General features: G+C 36.0%; 20 protein-coding genes, 4 tRNA genes and 3 rRNA genes. 14 read left to right on the top strand and 13 right to left on the bottom strand.

The window, feature by feature from the left end; genetic code table 11:
- Nucleotides 1-76: 76 nt before the first annotated feature.
- On the bottom strand, nt 77-682 hold the full coding sequence (locus ACNC7R_RS05420; RefSeq protein WP_417939936.1) for an HAD family hydrolase: 606 nt from the start codon (nt 680-682) through the stop codon (nt 77-79).
- Nucleotides 675-1,724 (bottom strand): bifunctional diaminohydroxyphosphoribosylaminopyrimidine deaminase/5-amino-6-(5-phosphoribosylamino)uracil reductase RibD, encoded by a 1,050-nt coding sequence (gene ribD, locus ACNC7R_RS05415; protein ID WP_417939935.1) that lies wholly within the window; start codon nt 1,722-1,724, stop codon nt 675-677. The genes ACNC7R_RS05420 and ribD overlap by 8 nt, the downstream gene beginning before the upstream one ends.
- 107 nt (nt 1,725-1,831) lie before the next feature.
- On the opposite strand from ribD, the gene ACNC7R_RS05410 reads away from it, so the two are divergent.
- Nucleotides 1,832-2,317, top strand: a complete 486-nt coding sequence (locus ACNC7R_RS05410) for a GNAT family N-acetyltransferase (protein WP_417939934.1) — start codon at nt 1,832-1,834, stop codon at nt 2,315-2,317.
- Nucleotides 2,318-2,377: 60 nt separating this feature from the next.
- The gene (prmC, locus tag ACNC7R_RS05405; protein WP_417939933.1) at nt 2,378-3,244 is read left to right on the top strand and encodes a peptide chain release factor N(5)-glutamine methyltransferase; all 867 of its coding nucleotides are present in this window, start codon (nt 2,378-2,380) and stop codon (nt 3,242-3,244) included.
- A 201-nt stretch (nt 3,245-3,445) separates the two neighbouring features.
- Here prmC and ACNC7R_RS05400 read toward each other — a convergent pair whose 3' ends face one another.
- Nucleotides 3,446-4,690, bottom strand: a complete 1,245-nt coding sequence (locus ACNC7R_RS05400; protein WP_417939932.1) for an ABC transporter permease — start codon at nt 4,688-4,690, stop codon at nt 3,446-3,448.
- A 241-nt stretch (nt 4,691-4,931) separates the two neighbouring features.
- On the opposite strand from ACNC7R_RS05400, the gene hisS reads away from it, so the two are divergent.
- Both hisS and ACNC7R_RS05390 read left to right on the top strand, forming a co-directional pair.
- Nucleotides 4,932-6,359: a histidine--tRNA ligase gene (gene hisS / locus ACNC7R_RS05395; protein WP_417939931.1), complete on the top strand. Its 1,428-nt coding sequence runs from the start codon at nt 4,932-4,934 to the stop codon at nt 6,357-6,359.
- A gap of 281 nt (nt 6,360-6,640) precedes the next feature.
- A tRNA-Trp gene (locus ACNC7R_RS05390) sits at nt 6,641-6,711 on the top strand.
- 303 nt (nt 6,712-7,014) lie between these two features.
- Here ACNC7R_RS05390 and ACNC7R_RS05385 read toward each other — a convergent pair.
- Nucleotides 7,015-7,100: transfer RNA gene (locus tag ACNC7R_RS05385), tRNA-Leu, on the bottom strand.
- A gap of 123 nt (nt 7,101-7,223) precedes the next feature.
- On the opposite strand from ACNC7R_RS05385, the gene ACNC7R_RS05380 reads away from it, so the two are divergent.
- From ACNC7R_RS05380 to ACNC7R_RS05370, 3 genes are all read left to right on the top strand, one after another.
- Complete coding sequence (locus ACNC7R_RS05380) at nt 7,224-7,589, top strand: transposase (RefSeq protein WP_417939930.1); 366 nt, start codon at nt 7,224-7,226, stop codon at nt 7,587-7,589.
- A gap of 264 nt (nt 7,590-7,853) precedes the next feature.
- The gene (locus ACNC7R_RS05375; RefSeq protein ID WP_417939511.1) at nt 7,854-8,219 is read left to right on the top strand and encodes a transposase; all 366 of its coding nucleotides are present in this window, start codon (nt 7,854-7,856) and stop codon (nt 8,217-8,219) included.
- Entirely contained in the window at nt 8,200-9,183 is a 984-nt protein-coding gene (locus tag ACNC7R_RS05370) for an ISL3 family transposase (RefSeq protein WP_417943128.1), read from the top strand. Before ACNC7R_RS05375 ends, ACNC7R_RS05370 begins: the two co-directional genes overlap by 20 nt.
- A gap of 112 nt (nt 9,184-9,295) precedes the next feature.
- Here ACNC7R_RS05370 and rrf read toward each other — a convergent pair.
- The 5 genes from rrf to ACNC7R_RS05345 form a co-directional block, all read right to left on the bottom strand.
- Nucleotides 9,296-9,405: ribosomal RNA gene (gene rrf, locus ACNC7R_RS05365) — 5S ribosomal RNA — on the bottom strand.
- A gap of 175 nt (nt 9,406-9,580) precedes the next feature.
- A 23S ribosomal RNA gene (locus ACNC7R_RS05360) occupies nt 9,581-12,462 on the bottom strand.
- Nucleotides 12,463-12,625: 163 nt separating this feature from the next.
- Nucleotides 12,626-12,699, bottom strand: a tRNA-Ala gene (locus ACNC7R_RS05355).
- A gap of 89 nt (nt 12,700-12,788) precedes the next feature.
- Nucleotides 12,789-12,862: transfer RNA gene (locus ACNC7R_RS05350), tRNA-Ile, on the bottom strand.
- 129 nt (nt 12,863-12,991) lie between these two features.
- Nucleotides 12,992-14,505: ribosomal RNA gene (locus ACNC7R_RS05345) — 16S ribosomal RNA — on the bottom strand.
- Together the 16S, 23S and 5S rRNA genes with 2 tRNA genes alongside form the textbook arrangement of a ribosomal RNA operon.
- 1,073 nt (nt 14,506-15,578) lie before the next feature.
- Here ACNC7R_RS05345 and thrS point away from each other — a divergent pair.
- The 7 genes from thrS (at nt 15,579) to ACNC7R_RS05310 (ending at nt 20,960) form a co-directional block, all read left to right on the top strand.
- Nucleotides 15,579-17,525, top strand: a complete 1,947-nt coding sequence (thrS, locus tag ACNC7R_RS05340) for a threonine--tRNA ligase (RefSeq protein WP_417939929.1) — start codon at nt 15,579-15,581, stop codon at nt 17,523-17,525.
- A gap of 16 nt (nt 17,526-17,541) precedes the next feature.
- Nucleotides 17,542-18,099, top strand: coding sequence for a translation initiation factor IF-3 (gene infC / locus ACNC7R_RS05335; RefSeq protein WP_417943145.1), 558 nt, complete (start codon nt 17,542-17,544; stop codon nt 18,097-18,099).
- 115 nt (nt 18,100-18,214) lie between these two features.
- Nucleotides 18,215-18,412, top strand: coding sequence for a 50S ribosomal protein L35 (rpmI, locus tag ACNC7R_RS05330; protein ID WP_026727505.1), 198 nt, complete (start codon nt 18,215-18,217; stop codon nt 18,410-18,412).
- A 183-nt stretch (nt 18,413-18,595) separates the two neighbouring features.
- Entirely contained in the window at nt 18,596-18,940 is a 345-nt protein-coding gene (rplT, locus tag ACNC7R_RS05325) for a 50S ribosomal protein L20 (RefSeq protein WP_008464948.1), read from the top strand.
- 108 nt (nt 18,941-19,048) lie between these two features.
- Entirely contained in the window at nt 19,049-19,903 is an 855-nt protein-coding gene (locus ACNC7R_RS05320) for a hypothetical protein (RefSeq protein WP_417939928.1), read from the top strand.
- Nucleotides 19,875-20,447, top strand: a complete 573-nt coding sequence (locus tag ACNC7R_RS05315) for a Crp/Fnr family transcriptional regulator (protein WP_417939927.1) — start codon at nt 19,875-19,877, stop codon at nt 20,445-20,447. The genes ACNC7R_RS05320 and ACNC7R_RS05315 overlap by 29 nt, the downstream gene beginning before the upstream one ends.
- A gap of 78 nt (nt 20,448-20,525) precedes the next feature.
- Nucleotides 20,526-20,960, top strand: a complete 435-nt coding sequence (locus ACNC7R_RS05310) for a carboxymuconolactone decarboxylase family protein (protein ID WP_417939926.1) — start codon at nt 20,526-20,528, stop codon at nt 20,958-20,960.
- An 83-nt stretch (nt 20,961-21,043) separates the two neighbouring features.
- Here ACNC7R_RS05310 and ACNC7R_RS05305 read toward each other — a convergent pair whose 3' ends face one another.
- The 4 genes from ACNC7R_RS05305 to ACNC7R_RS05290 form a co-directional block, all read right to left on the bottom strand.
- On the bottom strand, nt 21,044-22,303 hold the full coding sequence (locus ACNC7R_RS05305) for an asparagine synthetase B (RefSeq protein WP_417939925.1): 1,260 nt from the start codon (nt 22,301-22,303) through the stop codon (nt 21,044-21,046).
- A gap of 309 nt (nt 22,304-22,612) precedes the next feature.
- Complete coding sequence (locus tag ACNC7R_RS05300) at nt 22,613-23,281, bottom strand: response regulator transcription factor (protein WP_417939924.1); 669 nt, start codon at nt 23,279-23,281, stop codon at nt 22,613-22,615.
- Between the two features lie 90 nt (nt 23,282-23,371).
- Complete coding sequence (locus ACNC7R_RS05295; RefSeq protein ID WP_417939923.1) at nt 23,372-24,163, bottom strand: sensor histidine kinase; 792 nt, start codon at nt 24,161-24,163, stop codon at nt 23,372-23,374.
- A 151-nt stretch (nt 24,164-24,314) separates the two neighbouring features.
- Nucleotides 24,315-25,082, bottom strand: coding sequence for a hypothetical protein (locus ACNC7R_RS05290; RefSeq protein WP_417939922.1), 768 nt, complete (start codon nt 25,080-25,082; stop codon nt 24,315-24,317).
- Nucleotides 25,083-25,104: the final 22 nt, after the last annotated feature.

Raw genomic sequence — 25,104 nt, 5'->3', positions numbered from 1 at the left:
AGTTCACTCAGGTTTATAATTAAATTGGCCTAAATCAGGGTGAAAAATCATTTTAATCTTTAAAACAAAAACATCATTATTCTAATATTTTTTTCTCAAATAAATCTACAACATCCTCCTTGCCAACTTGTAAATTCCAGACATGAAGGCCTAATGCTGCAGCAGCATCGGTATTTTCTTTTTTGTCATCAACAAACAAAGTTCGTTTTGGCGATAATTTGTGTTTGTTGATAATGTATTGATACGCTTCCGGATTTGGTTTTCGTATTCCAATTTCAAATGAAAAATATACTTTTTCAAAACATTGATAAAAATCACTGTAAAATGGGATTCCACTTTTCTTTTCGAAAGTTGCAATATGAATTGAGTCGGTGTTGCTCAATAAAAAAAGGCGGTATTTTTTAGAAAGCATCTTGAGAAATTCTAATCGGTATGGGGGGAAATCTGCGAGTATAGCGTTCCATGCTTCCAGAATTTCTTCAATTGAAGCATTAGGAAGCTGGTTTTGAAAACCTGCCAAAAAATCATCATGCGAAATAGCACCAGTTTCAAACGACAGATTTAAACGGTCAAATTCTGAATTCCACTCGGTCATCCCTAATTTCTTCAGTCCGGAAATAGTAGCTTCTTTATCTAAATTGATGAAAATGTCACCAAAATCAAAAATTATTGTATCAATCATAATTTCTAATATATATTAATTCGTCGTTCTGAATGTAAGTCTTGGTTGTATTTTTTTGAGCAATAACCGGAGCCTTAATCCCTCTATTAAAAATATTTTTCCCTTTAAAAATGCGGGCTTCATCCCAAATATTCTGTTCAATGAAAGTCTGTAAAGTTTGTGAACCACCTTCGATAATAACAGACTGAATCTGATTTTGATGTAAAACATCCAAAATTTGCGGTATTATATTTTGTTTAAAATTAATTACTTCAAAAGTTGTATTTTCTGTTGATAAGCTGGTTTCAGATTTCGTAAAAACAATGGTTTTGATGCTGTTGTCAAAAATAAAACTGTCTGTTGTAATTCGGTTGTTTTGATCCAAAACTATTCTCGCAGGACTGTTTCCTGACCAGTCCCTTATATTTAATTTTGGATTGTCATCAATTACTGTTTGAGTGCCAACAAGGATGGCTTGTTCTTCGCTTCTCCATTTATGCACCAATTGTCTTGAATAAGGATTGGTTATCCAGACTGGATGGCGTTCCTGATTCGTTTTTTTTTCAGGTGCTAAGAAGCCATCCTGGGTTTCAGCCCATTTTAAGATAATATAAGGCCGCTTCTTGTTGTGAAAGGTAAAAAAGCGCTTGTTGAGTTCATAGCATTCATTTTCTAAAACACCAACAATTACATTAGAACCTGACTCTATTATTTTTTTTATTCCCTTTCCGGCAACTTTTTCGTTCGGATCAACAGTGCCTACAACCACATTTGGTATTTTATGTTCGATAATCAAATCGCAGCAGGGAGGTGTTTTTCCAAAATGACTGCAGGGTTCTAAACTTACATAAATAGTGGCTTTTTTGAGAAGCGATTTATCTTTTACAGATCGTATGGCATTGACTTCGGCGTGAGGTTCTCCCGCTTTTTTGTGCCAGCCTTCCCCAATAATTTTATCCTCATAAACAAGTATACTTCCTACCATTGGATTTGGATATGTTGTTCCAAAGCCATTTTTAGCCAGCTCAATGCAGCGTCTGATGTATTTCTCATGTCTGTTCACAATGCAAAAGTAGTCATTTTTGAGTTTTAGTCTAATGTTAACAGCGGAGTTGTAAAACAATACCAAAAGTATGTTTATTTTTGTGGAAGGCAGAATAAATTTTTAAAATGAAAAATTGGATTATCAGAGAAGTTAAAAAAGAAGACAATCAGGCAGTTGCCCAATTAATACGATGGGTTTTTGATGAAATGGAAATTCCGAAAACCGGAACAGCTTATGAAGATCCATATTTAGATTTAATGTTTGAACAATACAGTAAGCCGCAATCAGTTTATTTTGTAGTAGAGAATGAAGGTGAAATTGTAGGCTGTTGTGGCATTGCACCTTTGGAAAATGGTGATCCAAAAATTTGCGAATTACAAAAAATGTATTTTTTGCCTCAAACCCGCGGATTAGGAATTGGAAGCAAAATGATTGAAAAATGCTTAGAACTTGCTAAAGGCTTTGGTTTTGAAAAATGTTATTTAGAAACAATGCCATTTATGCATGCTGCCCAAAAATTATACAAAAAGTCAGGGTTTGTGTATTTAGATGATCCGTTAGGATGCACAGGGCACAATTCCTGCCCGGTTTGGATGTTAAAAGAATTGTAAAATGATATTTTAATAAAATTTATTTCTCAAAATTTAATAGGAAGTAATTTAAAGTCCCAAATGAAAATCAAACAATACAGAACACAATTTATCAAGGAACTCTCTTCGTTGTATGATGCATACGAAGCTGAGAGTTTTTTTTATCTGATATTAGAAGATAAGTATAATCTTAGACAAATAGATTTGGCACTGAATCATGAATTGGCTTTTTCAGATGCTGATTTAGAGGTTTTCGATGCTTTTTTAAATGAATTGAAAAAAGAAGTTCCGATTCAGTATTTACTTGGGAAAACAAATTTTTATGGACTGGATTTTGAAGTAAATGAAAACGTTTTGATTCCGAGACCTGAAACAGAAGAACTGGTTGACTGGATTATTAATGAAAATAAGTTCATTGATAAAACTAAAAAACTAAAAATTCTGGATATTGGAACCGGAAGCGGCTGTATTGCAATTTCGCTGGCAAAGAATCTGCTTAATGCAGAAGTTTATGCTATGGATATCTCAAAAAAAGCTATCGAAACGGCAAAAAAAAACGCAAGGAATAATAATGTCAAAATTATTTTTATACTTAAAAATGTTTTAGGATTAGATATCCTGAAATCTAATTTTGATATTATTGTTTCGAACCCACCGTATGTCCGTAACTTAGAAAAGAAGGAAATTAAAAAGAATGTTTTGGATTATGAACCGCATCTGGCACTTTTTGTGGATGATAATGATGCATTGGTTTTTTATAGGAAAATCGCTGAATTAGCTCAAAAAAACCTTTTAGAAAGAGGGCAATTGTATTTTGAAATCAATCAGTATTTAGGGGAGGAAATGACTGAATTACTCGAAAAAATGGATTTTAAAAATATTGAATTGCGAAAGGATATTTATGAAAATGATCGTATGATTTCCTGCAAGGTTTCCAAAATCTTGTAGGGATGTATTCTAAATATCATTATAAACCTATAAGGTTTTGGAAATTTTACAGAGAAATGAAAAGTTCTTGAAAAAATGATAGGTCTAACTTAGCCCCGATAGCAGTGAAAATCCTTTTATGCCGGGGTTCGGCATAAAAGATTGAAACGTATAGCGGGACAACTGGTCTTTAAAACGAGTAAATTCTGCTTCAAATAAAAATTATTCGTAACGTAAAGCTTCAATAGGATCTAATTGCGAAGCTTTAATTGCAGGGTATAATCCGGAAACAATTGCCACCATAAAGCTGGTTCCAAAAGCTGCAAAAATTGCCATCCATGGAATCACGAATGCAAAACTCATTGCGGCTGCAAATGCGAAACCGATTAGAATTCCTAATACAATTCCGACTAAGCCGCCAATTTGTCCAATCAATAAAGTTTCGATAAAAAACTGAACAGAAATAGTAATTTTTGTTGCACCCAAAGCTTTACGAACACCAATTTCTCGGGTACGTTCGGTTACTGAGACGATCATGATATTCATTAAGGCAATTGATGATCCTAAAATGGTGATGATACTGATAATCCAGGAAGCCCAGCCTAAATATTTAGTGATTCCGAGAATTCTGTTGATTAAATCATCGCTTCGGCCAATACCAAAATTATTATCACGAACAGGACTGAGTTTTCGAACTCTTCTCATCGTACTGGTTGCGTTATCAACAGCCTGATCTAAAAGTTCTTTTTTAGCAACCATTACACTTATCGTATAGTTGATTTTTGGTGCAGTAAACAACGAACGCGCTACCTGAATTGGAATCAAGACGCGTAAATCCTGGCTGTTACCAAACGTGGATCCTTTTTCTTTTAAAACGCCAATAACTTTAAAACGCGCTCCGCGGATTGAAATGATTTTGTCAATTGGATTAACGTCCTTTAATAGCCCTTTTTCGAAATCGGAACCTACCACACAGGAATACGTATTGTTGTCAATATCAAACTGATTGAATGGACGCCCTGAATTTATTTCTAAGCCAGAGTTGCCTATGAAATGTTCGTCAACACCTACAATTGTAATTTCAGGATCTGTTTTTTGATCTAAATATTTGACTTCGGCTTTTGAAGTTGCTGTAAATGAAAGTGAAGTCTCGGTAAACGGGTATTTGTATTTGTTTTTAAAAGCGACAGCTTCAGGGTAAGAAATAATGGGATTGATGATTTCGCGCTCATTTCCGCCCCGGTTTTTAACGGTGTTTTCGTATTGATTGATGTTGAAAGTATTTGCACCCATAGATGCAAAATTAGTAGAAACCGTATTCTCAAGCGCTGTTACAACAGTCAGAATCCCAACTAAAGCTGTAATTCCGATAGCGATAATCAATACGGTAAGAATAGTTCGCAGCAATTGCGTTTTGATAGAACCAAAAGCAATTCGGATATTTTCTTTAAATAATTTTAGCATCATGACCAATTTGTCACGAAAATACGGTTTTTGTTACAAGTTTGTTTTCGAAGTGTTATTATTTATTCTAAAAAGTAAGATATTTGCAGGCGATTTTAAATTAAGTTGAAAGTTGGAAAGTCCTAAAATCGAAAGGCCAAGAACCAACAATCAAAAAAATCTAGAAATAAATTAATTTTAAAGGTTTTGTATTTTAGTTTCACAGAAAGCTAAAATCTAAAATCAACAATCTAAAATAAAAGAAATGGCTTCAAAACCAAGTATTCCACAAGGGACAAGAGATTTTTCACCTGCAGAGGTGTCAAAGCGTCAATATATTATCCAAACGATAAAAAATGATTTTGAGAAATTTGGTTTTCAGCCTATTGAAACCCCTTCGTTTGAAAATTCGGATACCTTGATGGGGAAATATGGAGAAGAGGGCGATCGTTTGATTTTTAAGATATTGAATTCGGGAAATTTTTTCTTCAATAAAAATAAAATCGAATTGCCAGAATCTTTAGAAGTGCTTCAAACTAATTCGGCAGAAACAATTAATGTTGATCAAAGAATTGAGTTGAATAAGTTTACAAGCAGAATTTCAGAAAAAGCATTGCGTTATGATTTGACTGTGCCGTTTGCAAGGTATGTTGTACAGCACCAAAATGAAATTGAATTTCCTTTTAAAAGATATCAGATCCAGCCGGTTTGGCGAGCAGATCGTCCGCAAAAAGGCCGTTTTAGGGAGTTTTTTCAATGTGATGCCGACGTTGTAGGTTCAAAGTCGCTTTGGCAGGAAGTAGAACTGGTTCAGTTGTATGATACCGTTTTTACCTCTTTAGGTTTAGAAGGTGTGACTATAAAAATCAATAACCGAAAAATTTTATCTGGAATAGCAGAAGTTATAGGAGCTTCGGATAAATTAATCGATTTTACAGTTGCCCTAGACAAATTAGATAAAATTGGTGAAGATGGTGTAAAGAAAGAAATGATTGAAAAAGGAATTTCTGAAGAAGCTTTGGTAAAAGTACAGCCGCTTTTTAGTTTCAGTGGCACTTTTGCAGATAAAATCAACCAGCTTTCAGCATTATTGGCTTCTTCTGAAGAAGGAATGAAAGGTGTTGAAGAATTGAAATTTATTTGTGACAATGTTGCCGTTTTAGGATTGTCAAGCGCAATTTTAGATCTGGATGTGACATTGGCTCGTGGATTAAATTACTACACCGGTGCTATTTTCGAAGTTTCAGCACCAAAAACTGTTTCAATAGGTTCGATAGGCGGCGGTGGAAGATACGACGATTTGACTGGTATTTTTGGTTTAAAAAATATGAGTGGTGTCGGAATTTCTTTTGGATTAGACCGAATTTATCTGGTTTTAGAAGAATTGCAATTATTCCCGGAAACAGTTGCTGCGACATCAAAAGCGTTATTTGTCAATTATGGAGATAAAGAAGCTTTGTATGCTTCGCAGGCAATTCAGAAATTAAGACAGGAAAATATAAAAGTAGAATTGTATCCTGATAATGTAAAAGTTGGGAAACAATTTCAATATGCAGATAAACGTTTGATTCCGTTTGCTGTAATTGCAGGAGATCAGGAAATTGCCTCAAATTCTTATTCGCTTAAAAATTTAGTAACGGGTGAGCAGATTTCGGTTGATTTTGAGGGATTGAAAAATGCTTTACTGCAATAAAAAGATTTTAATTTTTTATTCCACACAGATTTCAGCAGATTTAAATTGATTTCTAATTGAAAATCTGTTCACATCTGCTAAAATCCTTTTAAATCTGCGTGAAACAACTTTTTTTTATAATAGATTTTTAGAGTAAATGACTTTGTTTTTCTCAGATTATGAGAAACTTAATAGATTTTATTTGATTAAAAACCTATTTACATCTGCTGAAACCCTTTTTAAATCTGCAAAAAATAGTTGCGCGGCAAGAAAAAAAACTCTTAATTTGCCGACCTTAAGTTACGGGCGTAGTTCAAGGGTAGAATAGCGGTCTCCAAAACCGTTGATGGGGGTTCGAATCCCTCCGCCCGTGCAAATAAAAATAGTAGATAACATTATTATTTACGAAAGGCTTTCGGAATGTCTAGTCCTGAAAAAGTGATACAGGATTAATAAGTACAATTTTAGACAGTAGCAAGCTCAGGTTTGCTACTGTTTTTTGTTTTATAGGTTCTCATTTTAATTTTGTTTTGGTTATGCATCTGATTTTTGCTTTGATCCAGGTTAGTTTACATAATAATTTAGGAATATCTCATCCTTTGATTATTTAAAAGCTTTCATAAAACAAAAAAACGCAATTACTTAATTTATAGCAATTGCGTTTTTTAGGGCTTTGTACTCAGAGCGGGACTTGAACCCGCACGGACATTTCTGTCCACTGGATTTTAAGTCCAGCGTGTCTACCAATTTCACCATCCGAGCATTTTGTGGTACCTCCAGGGATCGAACCAGGGACACATGGATTTTCAGTCCATTGCGGATCATAACATATTGTTGTGGGGAAATATTAAAATCTAGATATTTGTATGTTCAATCTATCCCCCAATGCAAGATTCTTTTATCGATATCCTTAAGTTGTTATTACCTGAGATAATAGTAGACTACTTCGAACTTACTTCTTATAAAAAGAAAGATGAAACACTCCATCTGTATTTAAAAGAGATTAATTCGATACCTAAAGAATACAGAGAATCAAAATTAAGCTCAAAAGGATTCTTCGAAGAGATAACGGTCCAGGATTTTCCTATCCGTGAACACCAAGTATATCTTCACATCACTCGCAGAAGATGGCTTAATGAAGATACTCGAAAGATCGTTTTTAGAGATTGGAATTTAGTAGCAGACGGAACTCGTGTAACCCAGGAGTTTGCGTCTTTTTTAAAAGAGATCAATAGATTCCAGTCCAAATGATTGTAATACCATTGCCTCTTTCTATGGAGTTTCTGGTAGAAACCTGCAATGTCAATACAAAGATTTTCTAAGTGATTTCAAAGTTTGGGATCAAATATCACATGCTAAAAAATGGCTTCTTTTTCCACAAAATATTGGAAAGCGTTTATCAATAGACGAAACCTCACTTTCAAATGGCGAACTCTATACTATTTTAAGGATCATAACATATTGTTGTGGGGAAATATTAAAATCTAGATATTTGTATGTTTAATCTATCCCCCAATGCAAGATTCTTTTATCGATATCCTTAAGTTGTTATTACCTGAGATAATAGTAGACTACTTCGAACTTACTTCTTATAAAAAGAAAGATGAAACACTCCATCTGTATTTAAAAGAGATTAATTCGATACCTAAAGAATACAGAGAATCAAAATTAAGCTCAAAAGGATTCTTCGAAGAGATAACGGTTCAGGATTTTCCTATCCGTGGACACCAAGTATACCTTCACATCACTCGCAGAAGATGGCTTAATGAAGATACTCGAAAAATCGTTTTTAGAGATTGGAATTTAGTAGCAGACGGAACTCGTGTAACCCAGGAGTTTGCGTCTTTTTTAAAAGAGATCAATAGATTCCAGTCCAAATGATTGCAATACCATTGCCTCTTTCTATGGAGTTTCTGGTAGAAACCTGCAATGTCAATACAAAGATTTTCTAAGTGATTTCAAAGTTTGGGATCAAATATCACATGCTAAAAAATGGCTTCTTTTTCCACAAAATATTGGAAAGCGTTTATCAATAGACGAAACCTCACTTTCAAATGGCGAACTCTATACTATTTTAACCAACAAATCCGGTAAAGGTAGAAAAGGAACTATAGTAGCTATGATTGCAGGAACTAAAGCAGAAACAGTTATTGGCGTTATTGAAAAAATTCCTCTTAAACAGCGGAATCTAGTCAAGGAAATTACTCAGGATATGGCCGGGAATATGGGATTGATAGCTAAAAAGTGTTTTGCTAATGCCACTCGAGTTACAGACCGATTCCATGTTCAAAAGCTAGCTGCAGAAGCCCTGCAGGAAATCAGGATTAAATATCGTTGGCAAGCCATTGATCAAGAAAATGATGCTATTGAAAAAGCCAAAAAGTCAAAAGTAAATTTCGAATCTAAAACACTTTCAAATGGGGATACCCTTAAGCAATTACTAGCGAGGAGTCGCTATTTCTTGTATAAATCCAAATCGAAATGGACTCAAAATCAAATAGAACGTGCTGCCTTACTATTTGAGTTATATCCTGATATTCAAAAAGGATACAATCTAACTCAAGAGCTCCGTGGCATCTTTGAGAATACAACCGATAAAATCATTGGTTTTGCAAAATTAGCCAGATGGCATGAAAAAGTAGATCAATCTGGATTTAAGTCTTTCGGTACAATCTCTCGTACAATTATGAATCATTATCAAACCATCTTAAATTATTTTGATAACAGAAGTACTAATGCTTCTGCAGAATCATTCAATGCTAAAATAAAAGCATTTAGATCAAAATTTAGAGGTGTTAGAAATATAGAATACTTCCTTTTTAGGCTAACTAATATTTATGCTTAATTTTTGCATCCCCACAGGTTTTTGCTTTGATCCTCCATTGCTCTACCATCTGAGCTAAGGTACCTCATTTTAAACAAAAAACCCTGTTTCATCAGAAACAGGGTTTTCAAAAGAAAGGCGACGACATACTCTCCCACAAAACTGCAGTACCATCTGCGCTGGCGGGCTTAACTTCTCTGTTCGGAATGGGAAGAGGTGAGCCCCGCCGCAATAACCACCTTAAGGTTGTTAGTAATTAGTCCTTAGTGCTTAGTAATTAGTTTTTAAGCTAATCACTACTTACTCTTTACTAGTTACTTTCCGCGTACGGACAATATCTTAACATACTGAGATAAAGAAAACTATTATTCTATTAGAAAGTGCTTCCCTCCCGTCTTTTACACGGGAGGAAAAAGGTGTACATAAGCTTACGGATTATTAGTACTACTCGACTATGACATTACTGCCTTTACATCTATAGCCTATCAACGTGGTCATCTTCCACGATCCTTAAAAGAAATCTCATCTTGTGGTGGGTTTCGCGCTTATATGCTTTCAGCGCTTATCCCTTCCCAACGTAGCTACTCTGCGGTGCCCCTGGCGGGACAACAGATACACTAGAGGTTAGTCCAATTCGGTCCTCTCGTACTAGAATCAGATCCACTCAAATTTCTAACGCCCACAGTAGATAGAGACCGAACTGTCTCACGACGTTCTGAACCCAGCTCGCGTGCCACTTTAATGGGCGAACAGCCCAACCCTTGGGACCTTCTCCAGCCCCAGGATGTGACGAGCCGACATCGAGGTGCCAAACCCCCCCGTCGATATGAGCTCTTGGGGGAGATCAGCCTGTTATCCCCGGCGTACCTTTTATCCTTTGAGCGATGGCCCTTCCATGCGGAACCACCGGATCACTATGCTCTACTTTCGTACCTGATCGACCTGTATGTCTCTCAGTCAAGCTCCCTTATGCCATTGCACTCTTCGCACGGTTACCAAGCGTACTGAGGGAACCTTTAGAAGCCTCCGTTACTCTTTTGGAGGCGACCACCCCAGTCAAACTACCCACCAAGCACTGTCCTCTTCTTCGAAGAGTTAGGCCTCAGATAAACAAAGGGTTGTATTTCAACAATGACTCCACAACGCCTGGCGACGCCGCTTCATAGTCTCCAACCTATCCTACACATCATTTATCCAAGGTCAATACTAAGCTATAGTAAAGGTGCACAGGGTCTTTTCGTCCCACTGCGGGTAAACGGCATCTTCACCGTTACTACAATTTCACCGAGCTCATGGCTGAGACAGTGTCCAGATCGTTACACCATTCGTGCAGGTCGGAACTTACCCGACAAGGAATTTCGCTACCTTAGGACCGTTATAGTTACGGCCGCCGTTTACTGGGGCTTCAATTCAATGCTTCTCCGAAGATAACATCTCCTCTTAACCTTCCAGCACCGGGCAGGTGTCAGGCCCTATACTTCATCTTACGATTTTGCAGAGCCCTGTGTTTTTGATAAACAGTCGCCTGGACCTCTTCACTGCGGCCCCGATTGCTCGGGGCGACCCTTCTCCCGAAGTTACGGGTCTATTTTGCCTAATTCCTTAGCCATGAATCTCTCGAGCACCTTAGGATTCTCTCCTCAACTACCTGTGTCGGTTTACGGTACTGGTACTAATTACCTGAAGTTTAGAGGTTTTTCTTGGAAGCCCTTAGGCGCACTATCTCTTTGTCCGAAGACTCCGAGTACTATCGTATTTCACCATTCTCTACGGATTTGCCTATAGAGAATATAGCTAGGTACTTTAACGAACTATTCCGTCAGTTCGCGGCGCTTTCATCACTCCGTCACCCCATCACAGTAATTAGTAGTACGGGAATATTAACCCGTTGACCATCGACTGTCCCTTTCGGGTTCGCCTTAGGACCAGACTAACCCACAGCTGATTAGCATAGCTGTGGAAACCTTAGTTTTTCGGTGTGCGGGTTTCTCGCCCGCATTATCGTTACTTATGCCTACATTTTCTTTTCCAGCCAGTCCAGAATACCTTACGATACACCTTCAACCCTGCTGGAATGCTCCCCTACCACTTGCAGTAAACTGCAAATCCATAGCTTCGGTAATATGCTTATGCCCGATTATTATCCATGCTCGTCCGCTCGACTAGTGAGCTGTTACGCACTCTTTAAATGAATGGCTGCTTCCAAGCCAACATCCTAGCTGTCTGGGCAGACAAACCTCGTTCTTTCAACTTAGCATATATTTGGGGACCTTAGCTGATGGTCTGGGTTCTTTCCCTCTCGGACTTGGACCTTAGCACCCAAGCCCTCACTGCTGTAAAACATTATATAGCATTCGGAGTTTGTCAGGAATTGGTAGGCGGTGAAGCCCCCGCATCCAATCAGTAGCTCTACCTCTATATAACTATTATCAGCGCTGCACCTAAATGCATTTCGGGGAGTACGAGCTATTTCCGAGTTTGATTGGCCTTTCACCCCTACCCACAGGTCATCCGAAGACTTTTCAACGTCAACCGGTTCGGACCTCCACACTGTGTTACCAGCGCTTCATCCTGCCCATGGGTAGATCACACGGTTTCGCGTCTAACACTACTGACTAAAGCGCCCTATTCAGACTCGCTTTCGCTACGGATCCGTGACTTAATCACTTAACCTTGCCAGCAACGTTAACTCGTAGGCTCATTATGCAAAAGGCACGCCGTCACCCCACCAAAGGGCTCCGACCGCTTGTAAGCGTATGGTTTCAGGATCTATTTCACTCCGTTATTCACGGTTCTTTTCACCTTTCCCTCACGGTACTGGTTCACTATCGGTCTCTCAGGAGTATTTAGCCTTAGCGGATGGTCCCGCCAAATTCAGACAGGGTTTCACGTGCCCCGCCCTACTCAGGATACCACTATCTATTATACTTGTTACCCATACGGGGCTATCACCCTCTTTGGCGCTACTTTCCAGTAACTTCCGGTTCCGTGTACATAAAATATCGTGGTCCTACAACCCCAACATTGCCGTAACAACATTGGTTTGGGCTAATCCGCGTTCGCTCGCCACTACTTACGGAATCACTTTTGTTTTCTTCTCCTCCGCCTACTTAGATGTTTCAGTTCAGCGGGTTTGCCCACCTATCGGTGTACTATGTCTTCAACATAGTGGGTTGCCCCATTCGGGTATCTGCGGATCAAATGGTGTGTGCCCATACCCGCAGCTTTTCGCAGCTTATCACGCCCTTCATCGCCTCTGAGAGCCTAGGCATCCCCCATACGCCCTTATTTTGCTTATTGTACCAATCTTGTTACTTAAAACAAGACCGTTTTTTTGTTTTCTTTTATTTGTATTACTACTAATAATAAAAAACGCTTTCTACTTTTTAATTTTTTCTTATCTCAATATGTCAATGAACTTTAACAATTAATAATTATCAATTGATAATTTTCAATTATTTCGTGGAGAATAACGGAGTCGAACCGTTGACCTCCTGCGTGCAAGGCAGGCGCTCTAGCCAGCTGAGCTAATCCCCCATTTTTTAGTTGTCAGTTAACAGTTTTTAGTTAACAGTACTTAAAACGGTTACTCAACCTCTAAAATTTCCTTTTTTTAAGTTAAATAGTAGTCCCGGGCAGACTCGAACTGCCGACCCCTACATTATCAGTGTAGTACTCTAACCAGCTGAGCTACGAGACTCTGTTTTTACTTAATTTTCATTATTTTTTTAAATTAACAGCAAGAGTAATCAAATCTTTCAATTCAGAACTTTCTAAATAATCATCTTTTATCCCCAACGTGTGTATCCACTAACATATGAGGCTCTAGAAAGGAGGTGTTCCAGCCGCACCTTCCGGTACGGCTACCTTGTTACGACTTAGCCCTAGTTACCAGTTTTACCCTAGGCAGCTCCTTGCGGTCACCGACTTCAGGCACCCCCAGCTTCCATGGCTTGACGGGCGGTGTGTACAAGGCCCGGGAACGTATTCACCGGATCATGGCTGATATCCGATTACTAGCGATTCCAGCTTCACGGAGTCGAGTTGCAGACTCCGATCCGAACTGTGACCGGCTTTATAGATTCGCTCCTGCTCACACAGTGGCTGCTCTCTGTACCGGCCATTGTAGCACGTGTGTAGCCCAAGGCGTAAGGGCCGTGATGATTTGACGTCATCCCCACCTTCCTCACAGTTTGCACTGGCAGTCTTGTTAGAGTTCCCGACTTGACTCGATGGCAACTAACAACAGGGGTTGCGCTCGTTATAGGACTTAACCTGACACCTCACGGCACGAGCTGACGACAACCATGCAGCACCTTGTAAATTGTCTTGCGAAAGTTCTGTTTCCAAAACGGTCAATCTACATTTAAGCCTTGGTAAGGTTCCTCGCGTATCATCGAATTAAACCACATGCTCCACCGCTTGTGCGGGCCCCCGTCAATTCCTTTGAGTTTCAAACTTGCGTTCGTACTCCCCAGGTGGGATACTTATCACTTTCGCTTAGCCACTGAACTTGCGCCCAACAGCTAGTATCCATCGTTTACGGCGTGGACTACCAGGGTATCTAATCCTGTTCGCTACCCACGCTTTCGTCCATCAGCGTCAATCCATTAGTAGTAACCTGCCTTCGCAATTGGTATTCCATGTAATCTCTAAGCATTTCACCGCTACACTACATATTCTAGTTACTTCCTAATAATTCAAGTTCAGCAGTATCAATGGCCGTTCCACCGTTGAGCGATGGGCTTTCACCACTGACTTACTAAACCGCCTACAGACCCTTTAAACCCAATGATTCCGGATAACGCTTGGATCCTCCGTATTACCGCGGCTGCTGGCACGGAGTTAGCCGATCCTTATTCTTACGATACCGTCAAATTCCTTCACGAAGGAGTGTTTCTTCTCGTACAAAAGCAGTTTACAATCCATAGGACCGTCATCCTGCACGCGGCATGGCTGGATCAGGCTTGCGCCCATTGTCCAATATTCCTCACTGCTGCCTCCCGTAGGAGTCTGGTCCGTGTCTCAGTACCAGTGTGGGGGATCTCCCTCTCAGGACCCCTACCCATCGTAGCCATGGTAAGCCGTTACCTTACCATCTAGCTAATGGGACGCATGCTCATCTTTTACCGTTGTGACTTTAATAGTAGGTTGATGCCAACTCACTATACTATGGGGTATTAATCCAAATTTCTCTGGGCTATCCCCCTGTAAAAGGTAGATTGCATACGCGTTACGCACCCGTGCGCCGGTCTCAAAGCCCGAAGACTTCTACCCCTCGACTTGCATGTGTTAAGCCTGCCGCTAGCGTTCATCCTGAGCCAGGATCAAACTCTTCATCGTATATTTTAATATTATATTGCGATGAATATCTATCGGTTCTTCTCGAATCTATCGATTCCATTACTCTTATTCTTTTGTCCTAACATCTCTGTTAAAACGGCTGTCAATTCAATATGTCTACGAACGTATCTTTCTTTATTTTTTTCGCTTATCGTTTGTTTCTTAAAGCGGGTGCAAAAGTAAAACTTCTTTTTGTTTCCTGCAAGAAAAATTTAAAAAAAATTGAAACTTTTTTTTCGTTTCTTTTTTCTCCTTTTTCTTTCAATCTCTCAACGAACTTTCCGTGTTTTGCGGGGTGCAAATGTAAAAGCATTTTTCAAATCTCGCAAGCTTTTTCTAATCTTTTTTTTGAAAATCTCTTTTCTCTCAATCAGCATGCTTGCCAGTATTTCAGTGAACGCCTTTCGTTATTGCGGGTGCAAAAGTAACACCTTTATTTACATTTACAACTCTTTTTTTTATATTTTTTCAATCTTTTTAAACCTTTTTTATTAACTAACTCATAACAAATTCCTTACAGATTAGACTTTTTTTGAAAAATTGTCAGTTTTTTATACTACAATCTATTTTTTCCTTATTTCAGCATGCTTTTTGAATTCCATTTTTAAGGAGTTTTTAATCTTTAATACTATTTGCTGAACAAAAGTTATGTTTTAAAAAAGCTTCTTTTCATCCTGAAAAACTTTGATTATATCTTTTCTACAGCTATTTCTCTTTAAAAAGCACCTCATAGCCCCGATAGAAGTGAAAATACTTTTGCTTTTTTCTTTAAAAAGCAAAAGATTGAAACCAATAGCGGGAAAAAGCTCCTTATTAAAAGTAAATACCCTTTTCTTAAATCCCAAACTAAAAGGTTTCGACTTTGTTTTCGGGATAATCGGGATAATCAGCCTTTAAAACTTACTACTTATTTCAACAAACCTTACGACCTTTCCCCTGTTACATATTATAGTAGCGTTTTATACTTATATATAGTACAATTTGCTACTCATTATATAATAGCAATCTTATACATATATATATTGTATGTATTTTTGTAATCATGTATATTTGCATTCACAAAATTATAAACAATGATCAAGATTACTTTACCCGATGGGTCAATTAGAGAGTTCGCTTCAGGCGCAACTCCAATGGAGGTCGCTAAAAACATTAGCGAAGGTTTTGCACGAAATGTTATTTCTGCATCTTTTAATGGTACAACTATTGAAACCGAAACTCCATTAACGACCGATGGTAATCTTATATTATATACTTGGAATGATGTGGAAGGAAAAAAAGCTTTCTGGCATTCTACTTCGCACGTAATGGCACAAGCTCTTGAGGAATTGTATCCCGGAATTAAATTAACTCTTGGACCTGCAATTGCTAACGGTTTTTACTATGATGTCGATTTTGGAGACCAGAAAATCTCTGAGGCTGATTTTAAAAAGATCGAAGACCGTATTCTTGAAATCGCAAGAGGTAAGTTTGATTTCAAAATGCGTCCAGTAACTAAAGCGGAAGCTTTAGAAATGTATAAAGACAACGTTTACAAGACTGAATTGATTTCAAATCTTGAAGACGGAACTATTACATTCTGCGACCACTCTACTTTTACTGATTTATGCCGCGGTGGACATATTCCGAATACTGGAATTATTAAAGCTGTAAAAATCATGAGTGTTGCTGGTGCTTACTGGAGAGGTGATGAAAAAAACAAACAGTTAACTCGTGTTTACGGAACTTCTTTCCCCAAACAAAAAGATTTAACTGAATATCTTGAACTTCTTGAAGAGGCAAAACGTCGTGATCACCGTAAATTAGGAAAAGAGCTTGAATTGTTTGCTTTCTCTCAAAAAGTTGGTCAAGGTTTGCCTTTGTGGCTACCAAAAGGTGCCGCATTAAGAGATCGTTTAGAGCAATTTCTAAAAAGAGCTCAAAAGAAAGCAGGTTACGAGCAAGTTGTTAGTCCGCATATTGGTCAGAAAGAATTGTATGTAACTTCTGGTCACTATGCTAAATATGGAGCAGATAGTTTCCAGCCAATTCATACTCCAGCAGAAGGTGAAGAGTTTTTATTAAAACCTATGAACTGCCCTCACCATTGCGAAATATATAATGTAAGACCGTGGTCGTATAAAGATTTACCGAAGCGTTATGCTGAATTTGGCACTGTTTACAGATATGAGCAATCTGGTGAATTACATGGCTTAACTCGCGTTCGAGGTTTTACTCAGGATGATGCCCATATTTTCTGTACTCCAGAGCAATTGGATGAAGAGTTCAAAAAAGTAATTGATCTTGTATTGTATGTATTTGGTTCCTTAGGTTTTGAAAACTTTACTGCTCAGATTTCATTAAGAGATCAAGAAGATAGGGAAAAGTACATTGGTACAGATGAAAACTGGGAGAAAGCTGAGAATGCGATTATTAATGCCGCAAAAGACAAAGGCCTTAATACCGTTGTAGAGTATGGTGAAGCTGCTTTCTATGGTCCAAAGTTAGATTTCATGGTTAAAGATGCTCTAGGAAGACAATGGCAATTAGGAACCATTCAGGTAGATTACAACTTACCTGAGCGTTTTGAATTGACCTATAAAGGTGCTGACAATGAATTACACAGACCTGTAATGATCCACAGAGCTCCTTTTGGATCAATGGAACGTTTTATTGCGATTTTACTAGAACACACAGCTGGGAACTTCCCTCTTTGGCTAATGCCTGAGCAGGCTATAATCTTGTCTTTGAGCGAGAAATACGAAAATTATGCTAAAAAAGTTTTAGATTTGCTAGAAAATCACGAAATTCGCGCCCTAATTGATAACCGAAACGAAACAATAGGCAAGAAAATTAGAGATGCAGAAATGCAAAAAACACCATTTATGCTGATTGTAGGAGAGGAAGAAGAAAAGAATAACACTATTTCTATTCGTCGTCACGGACAAGAAGGAAAAGGAAATATTACAGTTACAATTGATGAATTTATCAAAATTGTAAACGAAGAAATAAATAAAACATTAAAAGTTTTTACAGTTTAACTTAAATTATAAAGCCATAGCAATAAGAAGCAACAGAGGTTTTCAACCTCGCGTAGAAAAAAAAGATGCACACAGAATAAACAATAATATTCGTGGTGTACAAGAAGTAAGACTAGTAGGCGAAAATATTGAGCCTGGTGTATTTAAACTAGCCGAAGCATTACGATTAGCCGATCAATTTGAATTGGATCTAGTTGAGATTTCGCCGAATGCTGAACCACCGGTTTGCAAAATCATGGACTACAAAAAATTTGTCTATGAACAAAAAAAGCGTGACAAGGTATTAAAAGCTAAATCGTCTCAGGTTGTAGTAAAAGAAATTCGTTTTGGTCCACAGACTGACGAACATGACTATGAATTTAAAAGAAAAAATGCTGAGAAGTTCCTAAAAGAAGGTGCTAAGCTAAAAGCATTTGTATTTTTTAAAGGACGTTCAATCATTTACAAAGATCAGGGTCAGATTTTATTGTTGCGCCTTGCTCAAGATTTGGAAGAACACGGTAAAGTTGAAGCTATGCCTATACTAGAAGGAAAGAGAATGATTATGTTCATTGCTCCGAAGAAAAAGAAATAAGTCGTAAAGCAGAAAGTCATAAAGCCAAAAGTCAAAACAGACTTTCAAGCTTTAGACTTTTAAACTTTCAGACTAAGATATAAGTAAGTAAGAATAAATTAAAACACTAGGAAAAATGCCTAAAATGAAAACAAAATCTAGCGCTAAGAAACGTTTTAAAGTTACTGGCTCTGGAAAAATTAAAAGAAAGCATGCTTTTAAAAGTCACATCCTGACTAAAAAATCTAAAAAACGTAAATTAGCTTTGACACACTCAGCGCTAGTTCACCAAACAGATATGAAAAGCATTAAACAACAATTAAGAATTATCTAATATAAGTCGAAAGCAAAAAGTCTTAAAGTTTAAAAGTCTGTAACTGACTTTTGACATTTGACTTTAAAACCTTTGACTAGAGAATTTCTTTAGGTTAAAAAATTATTTATATAACCTTGGAGTATGGCTTTCAAGTTCCTTTGATTCAATTCAGGACGCCTGCTACAAAAACACATTAAAATTATGCCAAGATCGGTAAATTCAGTTGCTAAAAGAGCAAGAAGAAAAAAAATAATGAAGCAAGCCAAAGGTTTCTTTGGAAGACGTAAAAACGTTTGGACAGTTGCTAAGAATGCAGTAGAGAAAGCGATGAGCTACGCTTACCGCGATAGAAAACAAAACAAAAGAAATTTCCGTTCATTATGGATTCAACGTATTAACGCTGGTGCCAGATTAGAAGGAATGTCTTATTCTCAATTCATGGGAAAAGTTAAAGCTAACGGAATCGAATTGAACCGTAAAGTTCTTGCGGATTTAGCTATGAACCACCCAGAAGCTTTCAAAGCTATTCTTAATAAAGTAAAATAAACGTTTTATAAACTCAATTTAGAATTACTTACTTATCATAAAAAAACCATTCGTTTATTCGAATGGTTTTTTGTTTCTACTATCTTTCGATGCCAACACAATGACACAATGAAGAATCTTTTTGTAATTTTATTTCTTATGCAAATACTTTTAGCCAAAGCTCAAGAGAAGAATCTGAACAAGAATTCCATACAGACAGTTATTGGTGCAATTGATAAACGTGATGTAAATTGCCTATCAGAAATTAAGAGAGCTAAAGTTGATTTTAAAAACCATGAAGTATTCTACGAACTAATTCCCGAAGGATACCTTGATAACGATTATGATAGACACTATCCTCATCTAATAAAATTACTCCAAGAAAAAAGAATTGACTTTTGTGAAACTTATGACTTTGACTCGTGTTGGAGTTCCGATGATGAGAATAGATATCTATTAGTTACGAATTGTTACTGTAAAACATCTAATGAATTGTTGAATTTAAAATATGGAAAGAACTTTACCAAAAATATTGAAAGAACGGCCGATAGTTTGTATGTGCTAAGTAGAATCGACATACCTTTTGAATACTCCAATGGAGTAGATGATTATTGCAAGATATATCCAAAAGCAGTGGATTTCTTAGATCAAAAGATTCAAATTCAAAAAGATTTTTTCTCCTTTTTCGTATTTCCTGAAAAATTTATTCAAAGCGATGACAAAAGAGATTTTTTTGCCAAAGCTAAATTCACAATTAATAGAGACAATTCAGTATCTAACATTCTTGTAAAGATTGAATTTAAAGACAAAAAAAATGAGCATTTTCACGATTTAATTGTAGGTCAAATCACTGAATTTATTAAACATGCTGATTGGCAAGCTGCTGTTAGCAATGGCATAAAAGTAAACAGCAATTTTGATATTAATTTCTACAATCAATCTAAACACAGAAGTAATGCAAAACACACTTATCCTTCATATTGAAAAATTCGTTACTCTTGAGCCTTCAGATGTTTATAAATTAGAATCATGTCTAGAAGTTTCGAAAGTAACAAAGAAAGATCATGTTTTAAAACAAGGACAAATCTGCAATACAATATATTTTGTTGTTAAAGGCTGCATGAGACAATACATTATCAATTCTAAGGGATCTGAACAAACGCTTCAGTTTGGCATTGAAAACTGGTGGATTACTGATTATTTGAGTTATCACAATCATACCCCATCTAACTTTTATCTGCAGGCTGTTGAGAACTCAGATATCATTGCTATTGATAAAAATGTTTTAGAATCGCTATTAATTGAGATTCCAAATCTGGAGCGATATTTTAGAATCGTTACTCAAAAAAGTTTTGGTGCTATACAAATGCGAATTAAGTTTTTGTTTACGATGTCGGCAGAAGAAAGATATCATCATTTTAATGATCATTTCCCTGAATTTGTACAGCGGGTTCCTCAATACATGCTTGCCTCCTATTTAGACTTTTCTGCAGAATTTATGAGTAAAATAAGAGCCGGTAAAGTCTGAACAGAATTTCTTGAAGCAGTTCAAGTTTTTTAAAGTATACGTTACTGACCTTTGTAATGAACTTTAAAACATATAAAAATGAATTCAAGAATAGTTATTCCGCAAGTGGCTCCAGAAGCCTACCAAGCCTTAATGAATTTAGAAAAATACATTTCCACAACTTCACTAACTTCAACTCATAAAGAGCTAATTAAAATTCGTGCTTCACAAGTAAACGGTTGTGCTTTTTGCATCAATATGCATACAACTGATGCACGAAAATTAGGTGAAAATGAACAGCGTATTTACCTTACCAGCGCATGGCGAGAAGCTGATGTATTTAGCGAAGAAGAAAAAGCAATTTTAGCTTTAACTGAACAAGTGACTCTAATCAGTAATCATGTTTCTGATGAAGTTTATCAAAATGCTGCCAGTCTATTTGATGAAAAATATTTGGCTGAGATCATCCTTACCATCATTACGATAAACTCATGGAATAGATTAGCTATCACAACAGGATTAAGAGCAGTTTAATTCTTATTTAAAACAAACAAAAAAGGCTTTTTCATAAACTTTGAAAAAGCCTTTTCATTTTTTTTTACCTATCCAGAGCATAATTACGTTTTTAATTTTTTCTTTTTTGCTGCCGGAAATAGAACGTTATTTAAAATCAATCGATAGCCCGGAGAATTTGGATGCAAATCCAAAACTGTTGGCGGATCACCTACCTGATGCTGATAATCTTCGGGATCATGTCCGCCAAAAAAAGTAAACATTCCTTTTCCTTTCTCTCCATGAATGTAGCGTGCTTCACCATTAAGTTCACATGTTCCCATAATTAAAACATTAGATTTGATCAATCCTGAATCGAATGAAGTAGTCTGACCCATGAATCCTTTTACCAATTGTGTATGATTTTGACACAGCATGCTTGGTATCGGATCCCATTTTGCGGAATATTCCATTAAAGTAAAATAATCTTTATCAGGTGTGATTCTACGTTTTGTAGTCATATCAATGTCTGAGAACTCGTATTGTTCCGGTCTTCTTTCAAGTGCGAAATCTTTAAAGGCAAAAGAATTTCCATAGTTTAGTTTTGCCTGATAATTTGGTTCACTCGCATCTCCATCAAACATTGCTTCACAGATATCCACTCCATCTGCTGTCAAAGAAATATCAAAACTATCCGTTGCAGAACACATAGCAAACATAAAACCTCCTCCAATAACAAAATCTCTGATCTTTTTAGCTACAGCTCCTTTTTCCTGCGAAACCTTAGAATAGCCAAGCCTGGCTGCCAATGTCTCTGCATCTCTCTTTTGTTCAATATACCAGGGCGTAGTTTTGTATGCAGCATAAAATTTACCATATTGCCCCGTAAAATCCTCATGATGTAAATGCAGCCAGTCATAAAGCAACAACTGGTCACTTAAAACCTCTTCATCATAAATTGGTGTAAAAGGAATTTCAGCATAAGTCAAAACCAGAGTTACAGCATCATCCCAAGGTTGTTTTCCTTTAGGCGTATAAACAGCAATTTTAGGGGCTTTTTCTAAAATGACTGATTCCATGTTTTGTGAAGGGCTTGAAATTTGATCCAAAATTGAAATTTGTTCACTATCTGAAAGTATCTCAAAACTTACACCACGAATTTTACACTCTTTACGAATTTCATCAGCATCTGGCAATAAAAATGATCCACCCCGATAATTTAAAAGCCAACTGGCTTTATAATCTTTATTTAGACACCAATAGGTAATTCCATATGCCTTAAGATGATTTTGCTGCGTAGTTTCATCCATAGGGAGAAGTATAAAAGATGCTTTTGAAGACATAGACACTAAGAAGACTACTATACATATTAAGCTCTGTTTCATTTCGGTAAACTATTTTGTGTAAAGGTATAAAGGAAGTATTAAAAACTATATTGGAAACACTATTTATCGCTATAAATCATCGTTTTTTTTTGACGAAACAAGTAAAAACAGGTATAAATACTTACAATCAAAAAAGATATTCTAATTAAATTTGACATTCAATAATAAAAGTTTGAAATACAATGAAAATCAATGAAAGTGATAAAGAATCAAAACAATTAAATATGCTACAAAAAATAGCTCTTTGTATAATAGCCATAACTGTTATAACGTATTATGTACTGTCTATTCAATTTTTAACCAGTTAACTTAAAGAGTTAAAACTGCAATTTCATTTTGAATAGCGTATACAACCAATCCAGCAATATTTCTAGACTCAGTTTTAAGCAATAAATTATTTCTGTGTCCTTCAACCGTTCTTGGACTCAAGAAGAGTTCTTCGGCGATTTCAGCCGTGGTTTTTTGATTGCAAATAAGTTGAAGTATTTCGATCTCTCTTGGTGATAAAAAACCAGACTCTAAATTGACTCTAGAATTTTTTGAAGGATGCATAGTATCCTGTATTGTCTTTAAAATTTTCTCATTATAAAAAAATCCTTTTTTTGCAACTTCATTAATTGTGTTTATTAAATCTGTGGGAGTTGTATTTTTCACTAAATAAGCAACTGCTCCCACCTGAATCATATTTATCACGAATGATTTAGTATCATAACTAGTTAATGCAATAATTTTAATATCAGGGAAAAATTTTCTAATAACTTTAGTAGCTTCAACACCATTTAAAACAGGCATTTTCAGATCCATAATAATAATGTCTGGTTTAGTCTCACTATTATTCAAATTTGAAATCAATTCTTCTCCATTTGAAGCTTCAAAAAGAACTTCAATATTTTCTTCTCTTTGGAGTAAGAAAGAAATTCCTTTACGAAATAAGATTTCGTCATCAACTAAAACTATTTTAATAGCAAGATCATTCATTTTTTCATGAGTTTAAATCTTCTTAAAATTTCGAAATTACAAAATTATATTATCAACAAAACTAAAAAACTAGTATTTATAACAAATAAGTTAAAAAGTAAAACAAACCTCAATACCTTTATTTACTTCAGAATTTATAGTAATGTTTCCATTTAAAAAAGAAATCCGACTATCAATATTCTTCATTCCTAACCCCTTATGATTTTCGGCATTTTCTGAATCAAAACCGACTCCATTATCCTTATAAAAGCAGGTATTTAAACCTTTAACCTTATCAAAAATTATAGAGATTTCAGATGCCTTACCATGACGCAAAGAATTATTCATCAACTCTTGCAGAATCCTAAAAACATGTAAATGTTTATCTTTTTCATTTTCATCAAATTCAATTTTGTTTTGATAAAATACTTTAACCGATTTACTACTTTCAAATTCCTCACACAATTCTTCAATTCCGGCATGAAGTCCGAATTTATCAAAAACAGGAGGCAATAAATTATGGGCAATTTTTCTTGAATTATCTAATGCTTTTGCCGTAATATTGATAATATTATCGGTAATTTCTTTTATTTCAGTTTGTTTTAGATTGGGAGAGGTAAGTAAATAACTATTTAGTGAAACTACGTTTAATTTTGAGCTAATATCATCATGCAGATCCTGGGCTATTCTTTTTCTTTCTTCTTCCTGAGTAATAATAACAGCACGCAACTGTTCTTGTTGATGTGCTAATACTAAATCTTTTTTTTCTAATTCCTTTTGAATAATTTTTTTTCTGGAAAAATAGAAAAAGACAATCAAAGCAACTGCTACGATCATAAAAAAAAGGGAGATATACAAAATAATTGCGACAACTTCTTTTTCAGGAATGGAATTTACATTCATATAAATTGTGGTATTTTTTTATTATCGAATATAATAGTATATCAAAGATATTGATTTATTTTATCAATGAAGTAGCATCCTGTTAATTCTAAATAAAAAGTCTCCATCAAAAAATTGATGGAGACTTTTTATACTCTTCCTTATTTAGATACTATTCCACTGTATTTTCTTTTTCATCTTCTTCAACACAAGGTGGACATGGGCGTGTACCATCGTATATATCTCCCGTTTCTTCAGATTTGAATGATGTCTTTTTTAAATGATTACTTTTATCAAGCCCAATCAAAATAATAGTGGCTTTTCCTTTAGGATTAATCCCAAAAAATGCCCCTAAATTTACATTCCCCTGATACAGCATGGCTTTGACAACTTCGGCTTCTAAACTAAAATAACGAAAACGATTACCTTTATATGAAGTAGCTTCGTCAAGTTGAGAAATATTGCTAAGCTTTTTTTGCCATTCACTAATCCAGAGGAAAGCATCAACAGGAGTCAATAAATGTGAATTTAATAATTTTGTTCTCTTTGCAGTTGAACTTACAGATAATGCACTAAGATTCGTAAGTTGATCTCTAAAAATTGATTCTTTTAATATTGCAGACTTAACTATTCCTAATTCAACACCGGATTCACTAATTCCAGCTACTTGCATTTGTATTGTATTGTCAATAAATCCTAATTTGAAATGCACCTCAGTTATATCTGATTTTTCCAATAATGACTTCATTTCACTAATTGAAAACAAATAACCTGCCACCTGTTTTTGCGAACTTGCAAAGTTATTATCGAGCTTAGAAGATAACCAATCTTCATTTTGTAAAACTGATGTAGAGGCAACATCTTCCTGATTATTTTCATTTTGACAGGATAATCCAATAGCAATCAAAATATAAAACCCGAATATTTTTATTTTTTTCATAATTTAAAACTTCATTAAATTA

This window comes from Flavobacterium adiutor, assembly GCF_048282555.1.
Classification (GTDB): domain Bacteria; phylum Bacteroidota; class Bacteroidia; order Flavobacteriales; family Flavobacteriaceae; genus Flavobacterium.
Note: the sequence above shows the minus strand (reverse complement) of the source record. Positions and strands in the feature narration are given on the sequence as shown.